General features: G+C 72.9%; 15 protein-coding genes. 13 read left to right on the top strand and 2 right to left on the bottom strand.

Annotated features, from left to right (window positions below; all coding sequences use genetic code 11):
- The first annotated feature begins 58 nt into the window (after window positions 1-58).
- The 3 genes from fdh to nrfD are packed head-to-tail and all read left to right on the top strand — an operon-like array spanning window position 59 to window position 5,384.
- Window positions 59-3,319, top strand: a complete 3,261-nt coding sequence (gene fdh, locus VT50_RS17760) for a formate dehydrogenase (RefSeq protein WP_046089122.1) — start codon at window positions 59-61, stop codon at window positions 3,317-3,319.
- Window positions 3,316-4,338 (top strand): 4Fe-4S dicluster domain-containing protein, encoded by a 1,023-nt coding sequence (locus VT50_RS17755; protein ID WP_046089121.1) that lies wholly within the window; start codon window positions 3,316-3,318, stop codon window positions 4,336-4,338. The genes fdh and VT50_RS17755 overlap by 4 nt, the downstream gene beginning before the upstream one ends.
- Window positions 4,335-5,384 carry an NrfD/PsrC family molybdoenzyme membrane anchor subunit gene (gene nrfD / locus VT50_RS17750; protein ID WP_046089120.1) on the top strand — a complete coding sequence of 350 codons (1,050 nt, stop codon included), beginning with the start codon at window positions 4,335-4,337 and terminating at the stop codon, window positions 5,382-5,384. The genes VT50_RS17755 and nrfD overlap by 4 nt, the downstream gene beginning before the upstream one ends.
- A 39-nt stretch (window positions 5,385-5,423) precedes the next feature.
- Here nrfD and VT50_RS17745 read toward each other — a convergent pair whose 3' ends face one another.
- Window positions 5,424-7,367, bottom strand: coding sequence for a sulfatase-like hydrolase/transferase (locus VT50_RS17745; RefSeq protein WP_046089119.1), 1,944 nt, complete (start codon window positions 7,365-7,367; stop codon window positions 5,424-5,426).
- A gap of 203 nt (window positions 7,368-7,570) precedes the next feature.
- Here VT50_RS17745 and VT50_RS17740 point away from each other — a divergent pair, with 203 nt between their 5' ends.
- The 6 genes from VT50_RS17740 to VT50_RS17715 all read left to right on the top strand — a co-directional run bounded on the left by VT50_RS17740 (window position 7,571) and on the right by VT50_RS17715 (window position 14,803).
- Window positions 7,571-7,942, top strand: coding sequence for a MerR family transcriptional regulator (locus tag VT50_RS17740; RefSeq protein WP_046089118.1), 372 nt, complete (start codon window positions 7,571-7,573; stop codon window positions 7,940-7,942).
- Between the two features lie 18 nt (window positions 7,943-7,960).
- Window positions 7,961-8,332 (top strand): VOC family protein, encoded by a 372-nt coding sequence (locus VT50_RS17735; protein WP_046089117.1) that lies wholly within the window; start codon window positions 7,961-7,963, stop codon window positions 8,330-8,332.
- Window positions 8,329-9,090 carry an aminotransferase class IV family protein gene (locus VT50_RS17730; RefSeq protein ID WP_046089116.1) on the top strand — a complete coding sequence of 254 codons (762 nt, stop codon included), beginning with the start codon at window positions 8,329-8,331 and terminating at the stop codon, window positions 9,088-9,090. The genes VT50_RS17735 and VT50_RS17730 overlap by 4 nt, the downstream gene beginning before the upstream one ends.
- Before the next feature lie 141 nt (window positions 9,091-9,231).
- Entirely contained in the window at window positions 9,232-10,662 is a 1,431-nt protein-coding gene (locus VT50_RS17725; protein ID WP_046089115.1) for a mannitol dehydrogenase family protein, read from the top strand.
- 55 nt (window positions 10,663-10,717) lie between these two features.
- Window positions 10,718-11,143: a YchJ family protein gene (locus VT50_RS17720; RefSeq protein WP_046089114.1), complete on the top strand. Its 426-nt coding sequence runs from the start codon at window positions 10,718-10,720 to the stop codon at window positions 11,141-11,143.
- Between the two features lie 153 nt (window positions 11,144-11,296).
- Window positions 11,297-14,803: a phosphodiester glycosidase family protein gene (locus VT50_RS17715; RefSeq protein WP_046089113.1), complete on the top strand. Its 3,507-nt coding sequence runs from the start codon at window positions 11,297-11,299 to the stop codon at window positions 14,801-14,803.
- 55 nt (window positions 14,804-14,858) lie between these two features.
- Here the strand turns inward: VT50_RS17715 and VT50_RS17710 are convergent, their stop codons facing one another.
- Window positions 14,859-15,413: a tyrosine-type recombinase/integrase gene (locus VT50_RS17710; protein ID WP_046089112.1), complete on the bottom strand. Its 555-nt coding sequence runs from the start codon at window positions 15,411-15,413 to the stop codon at window positions 14,859-14,861.
- Window positions 15,414-15,509: 96 nt separating this feature from the next.
- Between VT50_RS17710 and VT50_RS17705 the strand changes: the two genes are divergently transcribed.
- The 4 genes from VT50_RS17705 to VT50_RS17690 all read left to right on the top strand — a co-directional run bounded on the left by VT50_RS17705 (window position 15,510) and on the right by VT50_RS17690 (window position 18,855).
- On the top strand, window positions 15,510-16,013 hold the full coding sequence (locus VT50_RS17705) for a metallophosphoesterase family protein (protein ID WP_046089143.1): 504 nt from the start codon (window positions 15,510-15,512) through the stop codon (window positions 16,011-16,013).
- A 123-nt stretch (window positions 16,014-16,136) separates the two neighbouring features.
- The gene (locus VT50_RS17700) at window positions 16,137-17,549 is read left to right on the top strand and encodes an MFS transporter (RefSeq protein ID WP_046089111.1); all 1,413 of its coding nucleotides are present in this window, start codon (window positions 16,137-16,139) and stop codon (window positions 17,547-17,549) included.
- Window positions 17,550-17,640: 91 nt separating this feature from the next.
- Window positions 17,641-18,216: a DoxX family protein gene (locus tag VT50_RS17695; protein WP_078840908.1), complete on the top strand. Its 576-nt coding sequence runs from the start codon at window positions 17,641-17,643 to the stop codon at window positions 18,214-18,216.
- Window positions 18,217-18,363: 147 nt separating this feature from the next.
- The gene (locus VT50_RS17690; RefSeq protein ID WP_046089110.1) at window positions 18,364-18,855 is read left to right on the top strand and encodes a hypothetical protein; all 492 of its coding nucleotides are present in this window, start codon (window positions 18,364-18,366) and stop codon (window positions 18,853-18,855) included.
- Window positions 18,856-18,908 lie beyond the last annotated feature (53 nt).

Genomic DNA, 18,908 nt, shown 5'->3' with positions numbered 1-18,908 from the left:
CCGTATCCGACCACGCGGATGCGCCGGTACGGGGCCGAACGGCAGGAAAGGGACGGCGATGGGCGTACGCACATGGATCCAGGACTGGCCTGTCTACCGCCAGCTCACCGGAAGCGACCCGCTCGGCCGCGGCGCCGCCACCACCTCGGCCACCACCCGTGAGCAGCGCCCCCGCACCGTCACGGCCGACAGGGTGGTCAAGTCGGTGTGCCCCTACTGCGCGGTGGGGTGCGCCCAGAACGTGTATGTGAAGGACGACCGGGTGGTGCAGATCGAGGGCGACCCCGACTCACCGGTCAGCCGCGGACGGTTGTGCCCCAAGGGCTCGGCGTCCCTCCAGCTGACCACCGGCGAGTCCCGGCGCCACGAAGTGCTCTACCGCCGCCCGTACGGCACCGACTGGGAGCGGCTGGACCTGGACACCGCACTGGACATGGTCGTCGAACGGGTGATCCGCACCCGCCGCGAGGGCTGGCAGTGGGAGAAGGACGGGGTCGGCGTCAACCGCAGCCTGGGGATCGCCAGCCTCGGCGGCGCCACCCTGGACAACGAGGAGAACTACCTCATCAAGAAGTTGTGGACCGGGCTCGGGGTGATCCAGGTGGAGAACCAGGCCCGGGTCTGCCACTCCTCGACCGTGGCCGGGCTCGGCACCTCCTTCGGCCGCGGCGGCGCCACCACCTTTCTGCAGGACCTGCAGAACGCGGACTGCATCGTGATCGAGGGATCCAACTTCGCCGAGGCCCATCCCGTCGGCTTCCAGTGGGTGATGGAGGCCAAGGCGCGCGGTGCGAAGGTCATCCATGTCGATCCGCGGTTCAGCCGCACCAGCGCGCTGGCCGATCTGTACGTACCGATCCGGGCGGGTACCGACATCGCCTTCCTCGGCGGCATCATCAACCACGTCCTGACCGGCGGCCACGACTTCCGCGACTACGTCCTGGAGTACACCAACGCGGCCACCCTCGTGGGCGAGGAGTTCGAGGACACCGAGGACCTGGCCGGGATCTTCTCCGGTCTCGACCCGGAGACCGGCCACTACGACATCTCCACGTGGGCTTACCGGGGCGCCGAGGTCCAGGCGCCGCAGGGCGCGCCCGACGAGCTGTACGAGGAACGCACCCGCGGCGCGTCCGTGTCGACCGCCGCCTACTCCGAGTCCCACGGCTCCGGCGGCGCGCCCGCCTCCGCACGGGTCCCCGCCGACCGGACCCTCCGCCATCCGCGCTGCGTCTATCAGATCCTCAAGCGCCACTTCTCCCGCTACACACCCGAGATGGTCGAGCGGACCTGCGGGATTCCCCGGGACACCTTCCTGGAGGTGTGCCGCGCGCTGGTGGAGAACTCCGGCCCGGACCGCACCTCGGAGTTCGTGTACGCCGTCGGCTGGACCCAGCACACCGTGGGCGCCCAGTACATCCGCACCGCGAGCATCCTCCAGCTGCTGCTCGGCAACATCGGCCGCCCCGGCGGCGGCATCCAGGCGCTGCGCGGCCACGCCAGCATCCAGGGCTCCAGCGACATCCCCACCCTGTTCAACGTGCTCCCCGGCTACATCCCGATGCCGCACGCCCACGCCCATGAGGACCTGGACACCTTCATCGAGGCCATAAAGACCGAGAAGGGCTTCTGGGGCGAGATGCGCTCCTATGTCGTCAGCCTGCTCAAGGCCTACTTCGGCGACGCCGCGCACGCCGGCAACGACTACTGCTTCGGCCATCTGCCCCGGCTGACCGGCTCCCACAGCACCTACCACACGGTGAAGGAAATGCTGGACGGAGTCTGCAAGGGATACTTCCTGATGGGCGAGAACCCCGCCGTGGGCTCGGCCAACACCAAGATGCAGCGCCTCGGCATGGCGAATCTGGACTGGCTGGTGGTACGGGACTTCTCCCTCATCGAGTCCGCCACCTGGTGGAGGGACGGCCCGGAGATCGAGACCGGCGAGCTGCGCATCGAGGACATCGCCACCGAGGTGTTCTTCTTCCCCGCCGCCGCCCACACCGAGAAGTCCGGCTCCTTCACCAACACCAACCGGATGCTGCAGTGGCACTTCGCCGCCAAGGAGCCGGACGGCGAGGCGCGCAGCGATCTGTGGTTCATGTACCACCTGGGGCGGCGGATCAAGGAGCGGCTGAAGGACTCCACCGACCCGATGGACCGGGCCGTCCAGGACCTGGCCTGGTCCTACCCCACCGAGGGGCCGCTGGACGAGCCCAGCGCCGAGGCGGTCCTGGCCGAGATCAACGGCCGTGACGCCAAGGGCGGGCCGCTCAGCGCGTACACCCAGCTCAAAGACGACGGCTCCACCTCCTGCGGCTGCTGGATCTACTGCGGGGTGTACGCCGACGGCGTCAACCAGGCCGCCCGACGCACACCGCACACCGAGCAGGACTGGATCGCCGCCGAATGGGCCTGGGCCTGGCCCGCCAACCGCCGCATCCTCTACAACCGCGCCTCGGCCGACCCCCACGGCAGGCCGTGGAGCGAGCGCAAGGCGCTGGTGTGGTGGGACGAGGAGCGGCAGCGGTGGACCGGCCATGACATCCCGGACTTCATCCCCGACCGGGCGCCCTCCTACCGGCCGCCCGAGGACGCCCAGGGCCCGGACGCGCTCAGCGGAGTGGATCCGTTCATCATGCAGGCCGACGGCAAGGGATGGCTGTACGCCCCGGCCGGGCTGGTGGACGGCCCGATGCCGACGCACTACGAACCGCAGGACTCGCCGGTGCGCAACCCCCTCTATCCGGAGCAGCAGCGCAACCCGGTCCGCGAGGTGATCCCCCACGAGCACAACGCCTTCCACCCCAGCGGGGGCGAGCCGGGCAGCGAGGTGTTCCCGTACATGATCACCACCTATCGGCTCACCGAGCACTTCACGGCGGGCGGGATGAGCCGCTGGACGCCGTACCTGGCCGAGCTGCAGCCGGAGTTCTTCTGCGAGGTCTCCCCCGAACTCGCTGGTGAGCGGCGTCTGGAGCACACCGGCTGGGCGACCCTGATCAGCGCACGCGGGGTGATCGAGGCCCGGGTGCTGGTCACCGAGCGGATGTCCCCGATCAGGGCCGGGGGCCGCACGGTGCATCAGATCGGGCTGCCGTACCACTGGGGCCCCAACGGCTACACCCGCGGGGACGCCGCCAATGAACTGTCCGCCATCGCCCTCGACCCGAATGTCCACATCCAGGAGGTGAAGGCGCTGAGCGCCGACATCCGTCCCGGCCGCCGCCCCCGCGGCCCGCAGCTGACGGCCCTGCTCGAGGACTACCGGCGGCGCGCCGGGATCACACCGCGGACCGGAACGGAGGTGCGGGGATGACCGGCACCTCGAAGCGCTCCTCGCTGATCGGCCGCAATCTGCTCGCCGGAGCCGAACCGGATGTCGCCGGGGACGCCGGACACGAGGACCACCCGCCCCGGGTCGGCTTCTTCACCGACACCTCGGTGTGCATCGGCTGCAAGGCGTGCGAGGTGGCGTGCAAGGAGTGGAACGCCGTCCCGGAGGACGGGCTGGACTTCACCGGAATGTCCTTCGACAACACCCAGGGCCTGGGCGCCTCCACCTGGCGCCATGTGGCCTTCATCGAGCAGAACAAGCCGCTGGGCCGGGCCGAGACGGGGATCGACCACGGCGATGTCGATGTGCTGGCCCTCGCGGCACAGGGCTCCGGGACCCCGGTCGGGGAGGCGGCGATCACCCCCACCTCCCCGGCGCCCCCGTCCGACGGCGGACAGCACGGGCTGCGGTGGCTGATGTCCTCGGACGTGTGCAAGCACTGCACCCACGCGGCGTGCCTGGACGTGTGTCCGACCGGTGCGCTGTTCCGCACCGAGTTCGGCACCGTGGTGGTCCAGGACGACGTCTGCAACGGCTGCGGCTACTGCGTGCCCGCCTGTCCGTACGGGGTCATCGACGTACGGCCCGAGGACGGCGGGGCCCATAAGTGCACCCTGTGCTACGACCGGCTGGGCGCCGGGCAGGAACCCGCGTGCGCCAAGGCGTGCCCCACCGAGTCCATCCAGTTCGGCCCCCTGGACGAGCTGCGCGAGCGCGCCGCCGCCCGGGTCGAGGAGCTGCACCGGATCGGGGTCGAGGACGCGCGGCTGTACGGACACGACCCGGAGGACGGCGTCGGCGGCGACGGCGCCTTCTTCCTGCTGCTGGACGAGCCTGAGGTGTACGGGCTGCCGCCGGACCCGGTCGTCACCACCCGGGACCTGCCCTCGATGTGGCGGCACGCGGGCGCCGCGGCCCTGACCCTGCTCGGCGGGGTGGCCGCCGTGTTCGCGGCCCAGGCCGGTGCGAGCGGGCGCCCCACCGGAAGGAGGCGCCGATGAGCGAGTCGGACGTCACCCGCGATGGCATCCGCGGCGCAAGGCCGGGCCGGGACGCGCAGGTCGGCAAGGGGATGGAGGCCGGCAGGCGGCGCGGCCGCAAGGGCGGGAAGGGCCGCAGGGGCGAGCCGTCGATGGTCCCCCGGGCGGAGTTCACCTCCTACTACGGGCGGCCGGTGCTCAATCCGCCCACCTGGCGCCCCCGGGACATCGCGGGATACTTCTTCCTCGGCGGGCTCGCGGGCGCCGGGTCGGTGCTCGCGGCGGGCGCCGAGCTGACCGGCCGTCCGGCCATGGCCCGTGCGCTCAAGGTGTCCTCGATCGCCGCCCTGACCGGCTCCACCGCGGCCCTGATCCACGACCTCGGACGCCCCGGGCGGTTCGCCAATATGCTGCGGGTCTTCAAGCCCACCTCGCCGATGAGCGTCGGCTCCTGGCTGCTGGCCGCCTACGGTCCGGCGGCCGGTGCGGCCGCCGCCTCTGACCTGGTAGGACGGCTGCCCCGCAGCGGCCGGGCGGCCACGGTGGGGGCGGCGCTGCTGGGGCCCGCGGTGGCCTCGTACACGGCGGTGCTGGCCGCCGACACGGCCGTCCCGGCATGGCACGACGGCTATCGCGAGCTGCCGTATCTCTTCGTCGGCTCGGCCGCCATGGCCGCGGGCGGCATGGCCCTGCTGGCCTCGCCGGTCGCCGAGAACGCCCCGGCGCGGGGCGTGGCGCTGCTCGGCACTGCGGTGGAGACCGCCGCGCTCAAGGCCATGGAACGGCGGCTCGGAGTGGTGGCCGAGACCTATCGCGAGGGCCGGGCGGGCACGCTGATGCGCACCGCCGAGGCGCTGTCGGTGGCGGGCGCACTCGGCGGCGCCCTCCTCGGCCGCCGCAGCCGCCCCGCCGCGGCCCTCAGCGGTGCCTCCCTGCTGGCGGCCTCCGCGTGCACCCGTTTCGGGGTGTTCCATGCCGGGATGCGGTCGGCGGAGGACCCGAAGTACACGGTCCTGCCGCAACGGGAACGGCTCGACGCGCGGCGGGAGCGGACGGAGGACGGCTGATCCGCCGCCAACCCGCCGCCAGGTGCGCCGGTCGACGGGCTATCGCCCCGCCGAAGGCGCCTTCGGCAGGGCCGAAGGGGAGACGGGGGCCGTGCCACCGCCGGGGTTCGGCCCGTAGGCGTCCAGGAAGCGGTCGCGGAAGGAACTCATCTTCCACACCGGGGCCTTCGCGCCCGGCATCAGACCGTCGTCCCAGCCCCAGTGGGAGATCCGGTCCAGCACCGCCTTGTCGTGCGCGACGATCGCCACCGGCACGTCCCGGCTGGCGTTGTCACCGCTGACCCGGGCGAGGGGCTGGTGGTCGCCCAGGAAGACCAGCACGGTGTTCTTGTCGCCGTACTTCAGCACATAGTCGATGAGGCTGTTGACCGAGTACTGGATGGACTTCCCGTACTCGGTCTTCACCTTCGTGGAATCGGTGAACACGTCCGCGGGCTTCTTGCCCGCCTTCTGGACGGCCTTGTAGACCGAGCCGTCGCCGACCTGGCTCCAGGGGACCGTCTTGGGGATGGGCGCCCACGGCTGGTGGCTGGAGGTCAGGATGATCTCCGACATCAGTGGCTTGTCATGCTTCTTGCCGTGCTCCAGGCGCTGGAACGCCTTCAGGGCGTACTGGTCGGGCATGGTCGACCAGCTGAACTTGGGGCCCTTGTAGCCGAGGTCGCGGGAGTCGTAGACGTGGTCGAGCCCGTAGAACTTGCCCTCCGGCCAGCCCTTGGTGACCCCCGGCATGATGCCGACGGTCCGCCAGGCACCGGTGCGCTGGAAGGCCCGGGTGATGGACATGTGGTCGCCCGCGGTGACGGTGCGATAGCGGTTCTGGTTGTCGATCCACAGCCCGGTGAGGAACGTCGAGTGGCCCAGCCAGCTGCTGCCGCCGTAGGTGGCCGAGGTGAGCCAGCCGCTCTTGGCGGCGAACCCGGCCCTGCCCAGCCGCTTGGTGGCGTCCCTGAGCGTCTTGTCCACACCGGGCGCGATCGCCGGGTCCTCGATGGCCGAGCGGCCGTAGCTCTCGATGAAGGTGATCATCATGTCCTTGCCGCGCAACCCGGTCAGCAGCTGGTCGCCCGGGGTGCCGCCATAGGTGTCCACGGCGGCCACCTTGGCGAACTCCCGCTCGTCCTTCAGGGTCTTGCGCACCCGCTCCGCCCGGTCCTGGAGCAGCGCCGTGGTGCTCCTGGACGCGAACGGCGCCCCGGCCACCTGCACCCCGAGCGCCGCGCACATCACCCAGACGGTGCCGAGCACCAGGGTGGTACGGGTGGCCACGGCCGTGTTCCGCGCCATGACGTTGCTGACCCGCAGAACGGCGAGCGCCATCAGCACGAGCACGGCGACGGCGAGCACCACGGCACCGATCACGGCGATGGCGGCGGCCGTCCCGCCGACCGAGTCCTTGAGGTACGACTCGGCGTCGTCCAGCAGTATCCAGTCGAGCACCACGTTGAACCCACGGCCGAGGAACTCGTTGAAGCCGATGTCGAGGAGGTTCAGGATGGTCAGCGCCCCGAGGGCCGCCCCGGAGACCACCGCCACCACCCGCCGCGCCACCCTCGGCAGCATCAGCAGCAGCGTGGCGCCGAAGATCCCCTCCACCGGGATGCGCACAAAGGCGCTGGGTTCGACGAGGGTGAGTTTGGTCGGCAGGAGGAGGGCGGTGAACACGAGGGCGAGGGACAGCCCCGTGACCGTCCACGCCACCGCCCGTGCCACGACGGGGTACTTGGCCCGCCATCCCTTGCGGGCGGGGCCCGCGCCGGGGGCGGCACCGGCCAACGGACCGGTCACGGTGGCGGTGTCCGCGTCCTGGGCGGTGTCCGCGTCCACGGCAGTATCCGCCGCCCGGGCGGTGTCCGCCGTCTGGGCCGGGGCATCCGGCGTGCGCTCAGGTGGACCCTCCGGTGACGGGCCCTCCGTCGGGCCCCCCTCCGTGGTTCCCTTGTCCGTTTCCGACCGCTGACGAGAGCTCGATTGGCGCGACAACCCGAAGGTCCTTCCCTGCGAGGCCCGGTGGTGGCACGGCGGGTCCGGCTCGGGTGGCCTGGCCCGTCGCTATCCGTACGGCGCGCCGGAGGTCCGCGTTCAATCACCTGGCACTTTTCCCGGCGCCTCCCGCCCCTCGCGAGCGGCCCGCCCCGACGTTACGCTGCATCCCTCACAGAGATGTGAAGGCAGGGGGCCCGCATATGCGCATAGGGGAGCTGTCGGAGCGCACCGGCACACCGCGCCGGCTGCTGCGCTACTACGAGGAGCAGGGGCTGATCCTGCCCGACCGCTGCGCGAACGGCTACCGCTCGTACGACGAACGGCTCGTGGACCGGGTGCTGCAGATCAGGGGCCTGCTCGACGCCGGGCTCCCCACCCGCATCATCAAGCAGATCCTGCCGTGCCTCGACAAGCCCCGGCTCATCCACTTCTCCGACGCCACACCGGAGATGATCGCCACGCTGGAGAACGAGCGGGACCGCATGACCCGGCGCATCGACTGCCTGACCCACAACCGGGACGCGATCTCCGAGTATCTTGACACTGTAATCGGCAACAACAGCACCAGCTGAACCACGGGGGAACCCACTATGACCGTGCGCCGCGTCGTACCCAACATCCAATCCGAAGCAATGCGAGAAAACCGCGAGTTCTACGGCCTCCTGGGCTTCGAGGAGGTGATGAACCAGGGCTGGATCATGACGCTCGCCTCCGACACCAACCCCACGGCCCAGATCAGCGTGCTGACCCACGACGAGACCGGACCGGTGGTCCCCGATGTGAGCGTCGAGGTGGACGACGTGGACGCGGCCCACGCGGCACTGCGCGACAGCGGCGCCGAGATCGTGCACCCCCTGCGGGACGAGGAGTGGGGCGTCCGCCGCTTCTTCGTCCGCGACCCCAACGGCCGGGTGGTCAATGTGCTGACCCACCGCGGGGAGACCGGGGACGCGGCGAAATGACCCATATCGAGATCAACGGATCGCCCGCCACCGCGGACACCCTGCGGCTGCCCGCGCTCACCAGCTACGGACACTTCACCGCCATGCAGATCAGGGACGCCCGGGTGCGCGGCCTCGGCCTCCACCTCGACCGGCTGCGCTCGGCGACCCGGGAACTGTTCGACGGCGACCTCGACGACGCGCGCGTACGGGCGGACATCCGGCACGCCCTGGAGGCCGCCGGGATCCGCGACGCCTCGCTCCGGGTGTACGTCTACTGGCCCGACGGCGACGAGCGGGCCACCCTGATGGTCACGGTGGGTCCCCCGCAGACGATGGCCACAGAGCCGAAGTCCGTGATGTCGGTCCCCTACGTCCGCGAAGTCCCCCACATCAAGCACCTGGGCGGCTTCGGGCAGAACCACTACCTCACCGCCGCATACCGCGCCGGACACGACGAGGCCCTGCTGGCCGACCCACAGGGCGTGGTGGCCGAGGGCGCCATCACCAATATCGCCTTCTGGGACGGCTCGTCCGTGGTCTGGCCGGACGCCCCCTCGCTGCTCGGCATCACCATGGCCCTGCTCGTCCCGCGCCTGCCCTCCGCCCACCGCCGCGTCACCCTCGCCGACCTCCCCTCCTACCGCTCCGCGTTCCTCACCAACTCGCAGGGATTCGCGCCGGTGCGGCGGATCGACGAGGTGGAGTACACGGTCGACACGGAACTGATGCGGCAGGTGACAGCGGCGTACGACGCGGTGGAGTGGGACACGATCTGAGGACGCCCGGGGACTGCCCCCAGCGGTCCCCGGGAGCCCACCCAGTGAGGAGCACACACGCATGGCCACGATCACGGAAGTCGAGGTCATCGTCACCTCGAGCTCGGTGAGCCGCCGTACCGACGGGTCGGTGCACGACTGGTGACCGCCGACTCCCCGCGCCGCCTGTCACTGGCCACCCTGCCCCGCGTCCCCACCCACAGCCGCCCGCGCACCGACCCACGGGCGCTGCGCCCCCGGATCGTCCACCTGGGCATCGGCGCCTTCCACCGCGCCCACCAGGCCCTCTACACCGAGGCCGCCGAAGCCGCACACGGCGGCGGCTGGGGCATCGCCGGTGTCACCCAGCGCAGCCGGTCCGTCGTGGACGCGCTGCGCCCACAGGACGGGCTCTACTCGTTCACCGAACGGCGCCCCGAAGGACCGGCCACCCGCGTGGTCGGCACCGTGACCGAGGTGCTGCACGCCACCGACCACGGCGCCCGGCTCGGCGCGCTCCTCGCCTCCCCCGAGGTCACCGTCGTCACCCTCACCGTCACCGAGAAGGGCTACCGGCGCGACGCCGCCACCGGCGGGCTCGCCCTGGACGACCCGCTGGTCCGGGGCGACCTGGCGGGACGGCCCGCGCCCGCCAGCGTGGCCGGGCAGCTCGCCGTGGGGCTGCGCGCCCGGCTGCGGGCCGGCGGCGCCCCGGTGTCGCTGGTCTCCTGCGACAACATGGCCGACAACGGCGCGGTACTGCGGCGCCTGGTACGGGAGTTCATCGCCGCCACCGCATGGGACGACCGCGACCGCCTGCTGGACTGGATCGCCGGCTCGGCCGCCTTCCCCGCCACCGTCGTCGACCGCATCGTCCCCGCCACCACCGACACCGACCTGCGGACCGCCGCCCGCGCCCTGACCGTGGACGACGCGGGCGCGGTCACCGGCGAACCGTTCACCCAGTGGGTGCTCCAGGACACCTTCGCCGCCGACCGCCCGCGCTGGGAGGCCGCGGGGGTGCGCTTCGTCCCCGATGTGAGCCCGTACCAGCTCGCCAAGCTCCGGCTGCTCAACGGCTCCCACTCGCTCATCGCCTACCTCGGCCTCGCCGACGGATGCGAGACCGTCGCCGACGTCCTGGCCACCCCCTGGGGCGAGCGGACCGTACGCGCCTACTGCGCCGAGGCCGCACAGAGCCTGCCGCCCACCGAGGGCCTTGACCTCCCCGACTACATCGACAGCCTGGTGGACCGCTTCGCCAACCCCGCGATGCACCATCGCGTCCAGCAGATCGCCATGGACGGATCCCAGAAGATCCCCGAACGGTGGCTCGCCCCGCTGCGCGAACTGCGCGCCGCCGGACGGGACACCCCGCTCCTGGCCACCGCCCTCGCCGCCTGGGCCCGCCTCATCCGCGACCACTCCCTGGACGATCCCCGGGCCGGGGAGCTGCGCCGCGCCTGGGACGGCCCCCACACCGACGCCCCGGCCCGGCTGCTGCGGCTGCTCGGCGCCGAGGACCTCGCGGACGACACCGCCCTCATCGCCTCCGTACGGGCGGAACTGGCCCGCCCCCGGCCACCGCGCTGACCCCGCACCGCCCCGTCACCACCTGGTTCCCGCCCCGCCCGCCACAATGAGGATCATGTCCCGACGTACCCGACGCCCGCGGCCGACCCGCCCCGCCACCCCGGCCACCTGCCCCTGCGGGCTGCCCGCCGCCTACGACGACTGCTGCGGACGGCTGCACCGCGGCCAGGCCCCCGCGGCCACCGCCGAGCAGCTGATGCGCTCGCGCTACAGCGCCTTCGCCGTCGGGGACGAGGCATATCTGCTGCGCAGCTGCCACCCCACCACCCGGGCGCCCGGCGCGGGCCCCGACCCGGGGCCGCGCTGGGTGCGCCTGGAGATCCTGGGCACCACCGGGGGCAGCGCGTTCCACACCACCGGCACCGTCGAGTTCCGCGCCCACTACACCCAGGGCGGCCGTACCGGATCGCTCCACGAGAACAGCCGCTTCGTGCGCCACGAGGGCACCTGGGTCTATCTCGACGGTGTGACCGAAGACTGACCTCACCCCGCGTCAGCGATCACCGTCCGCACGGACTTGGTCATTTGTTTCCCATGTCGTCGCCGCCGCCTTCTGGTGCCCGGTCAACTCCGGGGCGATGCTGGGGCGCTGTGCGTGTGAACCACGCGTGTCCCCTGGCCCCCTGGAGTTGCCGTGCCTCCTGTCGCGTTCGCCAGACCACTGGCGGCCCTGGCCGCGGTGTCCGCCCTCGTACTGGGCGCCGCCGGGCAGGCCACCGCCGACAACACCCCCGCCCCGGCGCCCGAACCCGCCCCCAGGTCGCACTCGGAGATGCTGCGCCCTGTCGCGCCGCCGCCCGCCAGCGGTACGACCGGCACCCGGTCCGTGGCCGACGGCGACGGGGTGCAGACCGCCCGCTCCTCCCGGCCGGTCGCCCCGGGGGTGCGACTGACCTCGTACGACCGGCTGGAGTCGGACAAATGGCTGCGGGTCGACACGCTGTCGGTGGACCTGGCCGGGGGCACCAAGGTCGACTATCTCCACCCCGACAAGGTCGCCGAGCGCCGGACCGTCTCCCAACTGGCCGCCGAACACGACCCCGGGCCGGGCCGCCGCACCGTCGCGGCGATCAACGGTGACTTCTTCGACATCAACCAGACCGGCGCCCCCGAGGGCAACGGCATCGGCGGAGGACGCCTCGTCAACTCCGCCTCCGCGGCCGGGCCCGCACGGGCCGTCGGCATCGGCCCGGCCGACGCGGGCCGCGTCCTCCAGCTCTACTTCGACGGCACCCTGACCCTCCCCGACGGCCCCCACCCGCTCGCGGCGCTCAACGCCGCCAACGTCCCGGACACCGGGATCGGCGCGTACACCGCCCAGTGGGGCGAGGCCGACCGCGCCCAGACCGTGGACGGCGCACGGCGCACCGCCGAGGTCACGGTCGTGGACGGCAAGGTCACCCAGGCGGCCGCGGCGCCCGGCAAGGGCCCGATCCCGGCCGGCGCCACCGTGCTGGTCGGCCGCGACGCCGGGGCCGACACCCTGTCCGAACTGGCCGTCGGCGACGCGGTGTCGATGGAGTACCGGCCCCGCACCGACGGCGGCGAGCTGCCGCGCACCGCCGTCAGCGGCCGGGAGCTGCTGGTCGTGGACGGCAAGCCGGTCGGCCACGAGGGCGAGGGCAACAACGCCACGGCACCGCGCACCGCGGTCGGCTTCTCCCGCGACGGCCGCACCATGCGGATCCTCAGCGTGGACGGGCGGCAGGCCGACAGTGGCGGCGTCACCCTCACCGAACTGGGCCTGATGATGAAGGACGCGGGCGCGTACAGCGCGCTCAACCTCGACGGCGGCGGCTCCTCCACGCTCGTCGCCCGCGAACCCGGCAGCGACACCCCCCAGGTGGAGAACAGCCCGTCCGACGGGGCCGAGCGCACCGTCCCCAACGGCCTGGCCCTCACCACCCCCGACGGCAGCGGCCACCTCAAGGGCTTCTGGGTGGACACCACGATGGACCGCGCCTCCGCGCCCACCGCCGACCCGGTCCGGGGCGGCCACCCCGAGCGGGTCTTCCCCGGGCTCACCCGCCGCCTCACCGCCGCCGGTTACGACGAGACGTACGGCCCCGCCGAGGGTGCGCCGCAGTGGCGGACGGACGATCCCCACACCGGCCGGGTCAACGCCGACGGCACCTTCGCCGCCCGCCACGGCGGCGACACCACCGTCACCGCCCGGCACGGCGCCGCCCACGGCGACCTCGGCCTCACCGTCCTGGACCGGCTGGACCGGATCCGGCCGACCAGCCGGCTGGTGGGCCTGGCCGACGCCGAGGCCACGGGCCGGTTCGGCATCGTCGGCCAGGACGCGCACGGCACCAGCGCCCCCATCGAACCCTCCGACGTCCGGCTCTCCTACGACCACGCGCTCTTCGACATCGCCCCGGACCCCCGGACCGGCACCTTCACCGTCACGGCGCGCCACGGTCAGGCCGCGGGGCAGGTCAAGGTCGCCGTCGGCGCCACCACTACGGTGCTCGCGGTCACCGTCGGCCTGACCGAGCGGCCCGAGGCGTCCTTCGACGACGCCGACCGCTGGACCTTCAGCCAGGCCCGCGCCTCCGGTTCCGCCGGGCCCACACCCGACGGCCACACCGGCACCGGACTCACGCTGGACTACGACTTCACCCAGTCCACGGCCACCCGCGCCGCCTACGTCACCCCGCCCCAGCAGATCGAGGTGGACGGGCAGCCACAGTCCTTCGGCCTCTGGATCAAGGGCGACGGCAAGGGGGCCTGGCCCACCCTGCACCTCAAGGACGCGGCGGGCTCGGACCAGTTGCTGCGCGGACCCTATGTGACCTGGACCGGATGGCGGCATGTCGACTTCGACGTACCGGCCGGGGTCGCCCATCCGCTGAAGGTCAACCGCTTCTACCTCGCCGAGACCTCCGCCACCCGCCAGTACACCGGCGGCGTGGTCATCGACGACCTCACCGTACGGGTGCCGCCCTCCGTCGAACTGCCCACGGAGAACGTCCGCCCCGATCCGCTGATCTCCACCGCCGCCAAGACGCGGGGACGCGACTGGCGGTTCGCGGTGATGTCCGACGCACAGTTCGTGGCCCGCGATCCGGACAGCCCGATCGTCGCCCAGGCCCGCCGCACCCTCCGCGAGATCAAGGCGGCCGGGCCCGACTTCCTGGTGATCAACGGGGACTTGGTGGACGAGGGCTCCCCCGCCGATCTCTCCTTCGCCCGCACCGTGCTCAAGGAGGAGCTGGGCGAGGAGCTGCCCTGGATCTACGTCCCCGGCAACCACGAGGTGATGGGCGGCTCCATCGACAACTTCACCACCGAATTCGGGCCCGCCCACCGCACCTTCGACCACCGGGGCACCCGCTTCCTCACCCTGGACACCTCACGTCTGGGACTGCGCGCCGGTGGCTTCGACCAGATCAAGGAGTTGCGCAGCCAACTGGACGCCGCCGCCGAGGACCCGGACATCGGCTCGGTCATGGTGATCGAGCATGTGCCGCCCCGTGACCCCACCCCGCAGCAGGGCAGCCAGCTCGGCGACCGCAAGGAGGCGGCGCTGCTGGAGAACTGGCTGGCCGACTTCCGCCGCACCACGGGCAAGGGCGCGGGCCTCATCGGCGGCCACGTCGGCACCTTCCACGCATCCCGGGTGGACGGCGTCCCCTATCTGATCAACGGCAACTCGGGCAAGAACCCCGCCACCCCGCCCGGCCAGGGCGGCTTCACCGGCTGGTCGATGGTCGGCGTGGACCGTGTATCGGCACGGGACCAGGCCGCCGCGCGCCAGACACCGTGGAGGGGCGGCCCGGACTGGGTCTCGGTGCAGGCCCGCGCCCATGTGGACGGGCTGGCGGTCACCGCCCCGGCCGAACCGCACCCCGGGCAGGACGCCGAGGTGACCGCGACCGTCCTCCAGGGCGAGGGTGACGCCGCCCGCAGGGTGCCGGTCGGCTTCCCGCTCAGCGCGGACTGGACCGGCTCGCCCAACCTCCACATCGGCGATCCGGACGGCGCCGGGCGCCGCGATGTGGCGGCGTACGACCCGGCGACCGGCAGGCTGACCGCGCTGCGCCCGGGCGCGGCCACCCTCGCGGTGAGCGTGAACGGCGCCGTCGCACAGGCCCGGTTCACCGTCACCGCGGCGGCCGTGGCACCGGCGGCCTAGCCGGGCCGGTGGGGGCGGGGCGGCCTCGACGCCCCGCCCCTCCACCGCATCGCCCTCAGGTGTCCCAGACGCGGCGGACCTGCTCGAAGCGGGTGGGCAGCGGAGGACGCCGACCGGCGTACCTGGCGTTCGTCCGGTGGACGAACCGGCGCCAGGAGAGCACCAGACCCTGCCGGGTGATCGGCAGCCCGGCGACCACGGTGACCCCGTTGTCATGGGTGTGGTGCACCGTCAGCAGCAGCGCGTCCGGCACCGACCCCTCGAGTTCCGCGCAGAGCTCCTGCCGCACCCGCAGCCAGCGGCGCAGCACCAGCACGGTGCCACGGTCCAGGCCGTGCCGGCGCGGGACGCGGTGTTTGCCGTGCTCGATGGTCACCGATCCGGAGTCCAGGTCCAGCGCCGACAGGGTGCAGCGCAGCAGTCCGCCGTACCGCGCGCCGCTGGCCCGCGCCAGGCCCACCACCACGGCGAGCCGCACGGTCTCCGGCTTCGCGCCGTCCTCCATCGCCCGCACCGAGAGCTGGCGCCAGATCCACTCCGCCTCCGCCGCCGTGACCACCGGCCGTGGATAGCGCTCCCCCGCCGTCTCCTTCGCCGTCCGCGCTGCCACCTCTGCCCCCTGGAAGCCTCCCGATCGAGCCGCTTGGCACACTATTTCTCCCGTCGACGCCCTCGTCAAGGGATGCGCGGCGGTACGGTCGTCGGTGTGCGCCTTCTGCTGATGTCCGACACCCATCTCCCCCGGCGCGCCAAGGCGCTTCCCGGGGAGCTGCTGGAGCGGCTGCCGGACGCCGATGTGGTGATCCACGCGGGCGACTGGGTCGACCTCGCCACCCTCGATCTGCTCCAGGAGCGCTCGCGGCGGCTGATCGGGGTGTACGGCAACAACGACGGGCCCGGGCTGCGGGCGCGGCTGCCCGAGGTGGCCCGGACCGAGCTGGCGGGGGTGCGGCTGGGGGTGGTGCACGAGACCGGCCAGTCGAAGGGGCGGGAGCGGCGGTGTGCCGAGCGGTTCCCCGACCTCGATGTGCTGGTGTTCGGCCATAGCCACATCCCGTGGGACACCACGGCCGGGGGGCGGCTGCGGCTGCTCAACCCCGGCTCCCCCACCGATCGTCGGCGGCAGCCGTACTGTACGTTCATGACGGCCGCGATCGAGGCCGGGCGGCTGATGGATGTGGAGCTGCACCGGCTGCCGCCCCGCCGCTGACCGATCGCCGTTTCCCGGGCCGTACCGTCGTTTCCCGGCCGTGTCGCCGTTTGCGATTCCCACTCGTCTCACTCTTCAGCCCCGGTATCCGACCTGTCCTTTCGGGGTGCCGAGGAGTGAGTGATGACGACGGCGAGTGGTGGCTCCGCGTGGCGCTGGGCGCTGGCGGCGGTGGCCGCGACCGTGTTCTGCGTCCAGCTGGACGCCTTCGCGCTGAACATGGCCCTGCCCGGGATCGGGCGCGATCTGGGGGTGGCGGGGGACGGCCTCCGGTGGGTGGTGAGCGGGTATCTGCTCGCGGCGGGTTCGCTGATGGCGGGCGCGGGGCGGCTCGGCGATCTGTACGGCCGCCGCCGGTCGCTGATGGCGGGCCTGGCGGTGTTCGGCGGCTCGTCGCTGGTGTGTGCGCTGGCCCCGTCGCTTCCGGTGCTGGTGGCGGCGCGGGTGGCGCAGGGCGCGGGCGGGGCGGTGGTCATGCCGGTCGGGCTCGCCCTGCTGACCAACGCCTGCCCGCCCGGCTCGCGGGCGCGGGTGACGGGGCGGGCGCTGGGCATCGGGGGCGTGGCCACCGTTTGCGGGCCGTACGCGGGCGGGGTCCTCACCGAGGCGGCGTCCTGGCGCGCGGTGTTCTGGCTGAACGTACCGGTGGCGCTGGTCGCCGGGGTGTGGGCGGCACGGGCCGGGGAGTCGCGGGACACCACCGCGCCGCCGTCTCTGGATGGGGCGGGGCTGGTCACGGCCACCGGCGCGCTGGCCGCACTGGCGGTCCTGGTCGACCGGGGGCCGCTGTGGGGGTGGGCGTCGGGGCGCTCGGCGGCGGCGCTGGCGGCTGCCGTCGCGCTCGGGTCCGTCTTCGTACGGCATGAGCGGGCGGTGGCGCATCCGCTGGTGGACCTGGCCCTGTTCGGCAACCGGCCCTTTGTGGCCCTCACGGTGGCCGGGGCGGCGGCCAATGCCGCGACCGTGGTCGTCCTGTTCACCGTGCCGCTGGCGCTCCAGGGGCCGTGGGGGCTGTCCGCCGCCGGCTCGGGCGCGGCCTTCCTCGCCCCGGCCGCGGCGATGGCACTGGCCGGGCCGGTGGCGGGGCGGATCCGCACGGCGGACGCGGTGCGGGTGATGGCCGGGGCCCTGGCCCTCGGGGCGGCCTCACTCGGCGCCGCCGCCGCGGCGACGACCCTGCCGGTCTTCCTCCTGGCCACCACGGGGTGCGGGGCCGCGCTCGGGATCGCGGGCGCCCTGACGCTCATCGCCACCCAGGCGGTGGTGCGGCCCGAGCGCGCCGGGGAGGCGTCGGGGGTGACCAAGACGGTCATCACCACCGCGGCGGGGCTGGGGGTGGCCCTGTCAGGACCCGCCGCCGGGGCGGAAGGCGGCACCGCCGCCGACGCGGCCCTGACGGCGGCCCACACGGCCCTGATGGCGGCCGGGGGCTGCTGCCTGGCCGGGGCCGCGCTCCTGGCCTTCGCGCCGCTGACCCGGATACGGGCCGATGGCTCCCGCGGAGGCCGCTCCGCCGCCGACGGGCGTCCGGATTGAACCCCACACTCCGGTGGAATAAAGAGTACTTAAGGTGCAAATCGGATATCGGCTCGGTGATCCGCGCCGAGCCCGACCAGACGAGGGCGCCATGTCATATCCCCCCTACGAGAACGGTCCGGAGAACGCCCCGGGTCACGCCTCCGCACCCGCCCCGCGCTCGCCCAGGTCCGCGGCGCATGTGCTGCGCGCCCATGACGTCGGGCTGCTGGTCATCCGGCTCGGCGTCGGGCTGGTCGTCGCCGCGCGCGGCGCACAGCATCTCTTCGGCTGGTGGGGCGGCCTGGGCATCGACAAGACGGCGGTGCTGTTCGGGCAGTTCGGCTATCCGGCACCCAAGGCCATGGCGGTGATCGCCGGGATCGCCGAGACCTTCGGCGGGCTGGGCCTCGCCGTGGGGCTGCTCACCCCGCTCGCCGGTGCGGCCGTCGCGGGCACGATGGCCAACGCGGTGGCCGCCTCCACGGCGCTCGGCTATTTCGGCGGCTTCGAGTTTCCGCTACTCCTGGGCGTCGGCGCGGCCGGGCTCGCACTGACCGGCGCCGGACGGATCTCCCTCGACGCGTTCCTCCCGGTCCTGCGGTCGCAGCGGCTGATCTACGGCATCGCGCTGCTGGTGCTTGCGGCGATCCTGGCGACGGTGACGATCTTGCTCAGCAAGAACTGACAGCCCTTCGGCGGTCAGGTGAACGCGCGGAGCCGGTTCTCCGTATGGCTCTGTGTGCGTCCTGCCCTTCGGGACGCCGTGCGCGTCCTACCCCTCGGGACGCGCGCCGCCCGTACAGGCCGATACCGAGACCGGAGGCCCCGTTCCATGAATGACCGGTTCAACCCTCCCATCCAGGCGCTGCCGGATGGCGACGCCGAAGTGCGCCTGGTGCTCCATCTGCCCTGGGACGTGGTCGCCGCCCTGGGCCAGGAGGCCGGCCGACTGGCGGCCCAGACCCAGCAGCCGGTGAGCCTCGACGAGGCGGTGAGCCATCGGCTGCGCCACGGGACGGCCCAGACCATCGGCATCCATGCCACGCCGGAGCGGGAGCGCAACCAGCCCGTGCCCACCGCGCCCCACACCTCGCCCCCGCTGGCCGCCCGCTCCCCCGGCGAACAGGCCCGGCAGGCGATTGAGAAGATCAACGGCTCGACGCATCCGAACGGCGCCGCCGCGAACGGCTCCGCCGAGCCCACGCCCCCACAGCACACCACCAGCGCGCCGGATCCGGCACCGCCCGATGCCCGGGGCATCCTGGAGCGCCCGACGCGTGCCACCGGAACGGTGAACGGCACGGCGACCGAGAAGCCGAGATAGCACCGGGCCGGAAAGGGGAAACGGCCGGAAAGGCCGCGGATACGAGGGCGCCG

It is taken from the genome of Streptomyces antioxidans, from assembly GCF_000968685.2.
Lineage (GTDB): Bacteria > Actinomycetota > Actinomycetes > Streptomycetales > Streptomycetaceae > Streptomyces > Streptomyces antioxidans.
Note: the sequence above shows the minus strand (reverse complement) of the source record. Positions and strands in the feature narration are given on the sequence as shown.

What these genes read in the sequence shown, in the direction of transcription:
- VT50_RS17720 (WP_046089114.1), top strand. Translation starts at nt 10,718, where the DNA reads ATGTCCCGACGTACCCGACGCCCGCGGCCGACCCGCCCCGCCACCCCG.
- nrfD (WP_046089120.1), top strand. Translation starts at nt 4,335, where the DNA reads ATGAGCGAGTCGGACGTCACCCGCGATGGCATCCGCGGCGCAAGGCCG.
- VT50_RS17735 (WP_046089117.1), top strand. Translation starts at nt 7,961, where the DNA reads ATGACCGTGCGCCGCGTCGTACCCAACATCCAATCCGAAGCAATGCGA.
- VT50_RS17690 (WP_046089110.1), top strand. Translation starts at nt 18,364, where the DNA reads ATGAATGACCGGTTCAACCCTCCCATCCAGGCGCTGCCGGATGGCGAC.
- VT50_RS17730 (WP_046089116.1), top strand. Translation starts at nt 8,329, where the DNA reads ATGACCCATATCGAGATCAACGGATCGCCCGCCACCGCGGACACCCTG.
- VT50_RS17740 (WP_046089118.1), top strand. Translation starts at nt 7,571, where the DNA reads ATGCGCATAGGGGAGCTGTCGGAGCGCACCGGCACACCGCGCCGGCTG.
- fdh (WP_046089122.1), top strand. Translation starts at nt 59, where the DNA reads ATGGGCGTACGCACATGGATCCAGGACTGGCCTGTCTACCGCCAGCTC.
- VT50_RS17755 (WP_046089121.1), top strand. Translation starts at nt 3,316, where the DNA reads ATGACCGGCACCTCGAAGCGCTCCTCGCTGATCGGCCGCAATCTGCTC.
- VT50_RS17700 (WP_046089111.1), top strand. Translation starts at nt 16,137, where the DNA reads ATGACGACGGCGAGTGGTGGCTCCGCGTGGCGCTGGGCGCTGGCGGCG.
- VT50_RS17695 (WP_078840908.1), top strand. Translation starts at nt 17,641, where the DNA reads ATGTCATATCCCCCCTACGAGAACGGTCCGGAGAACGCCCCGGGTCAC.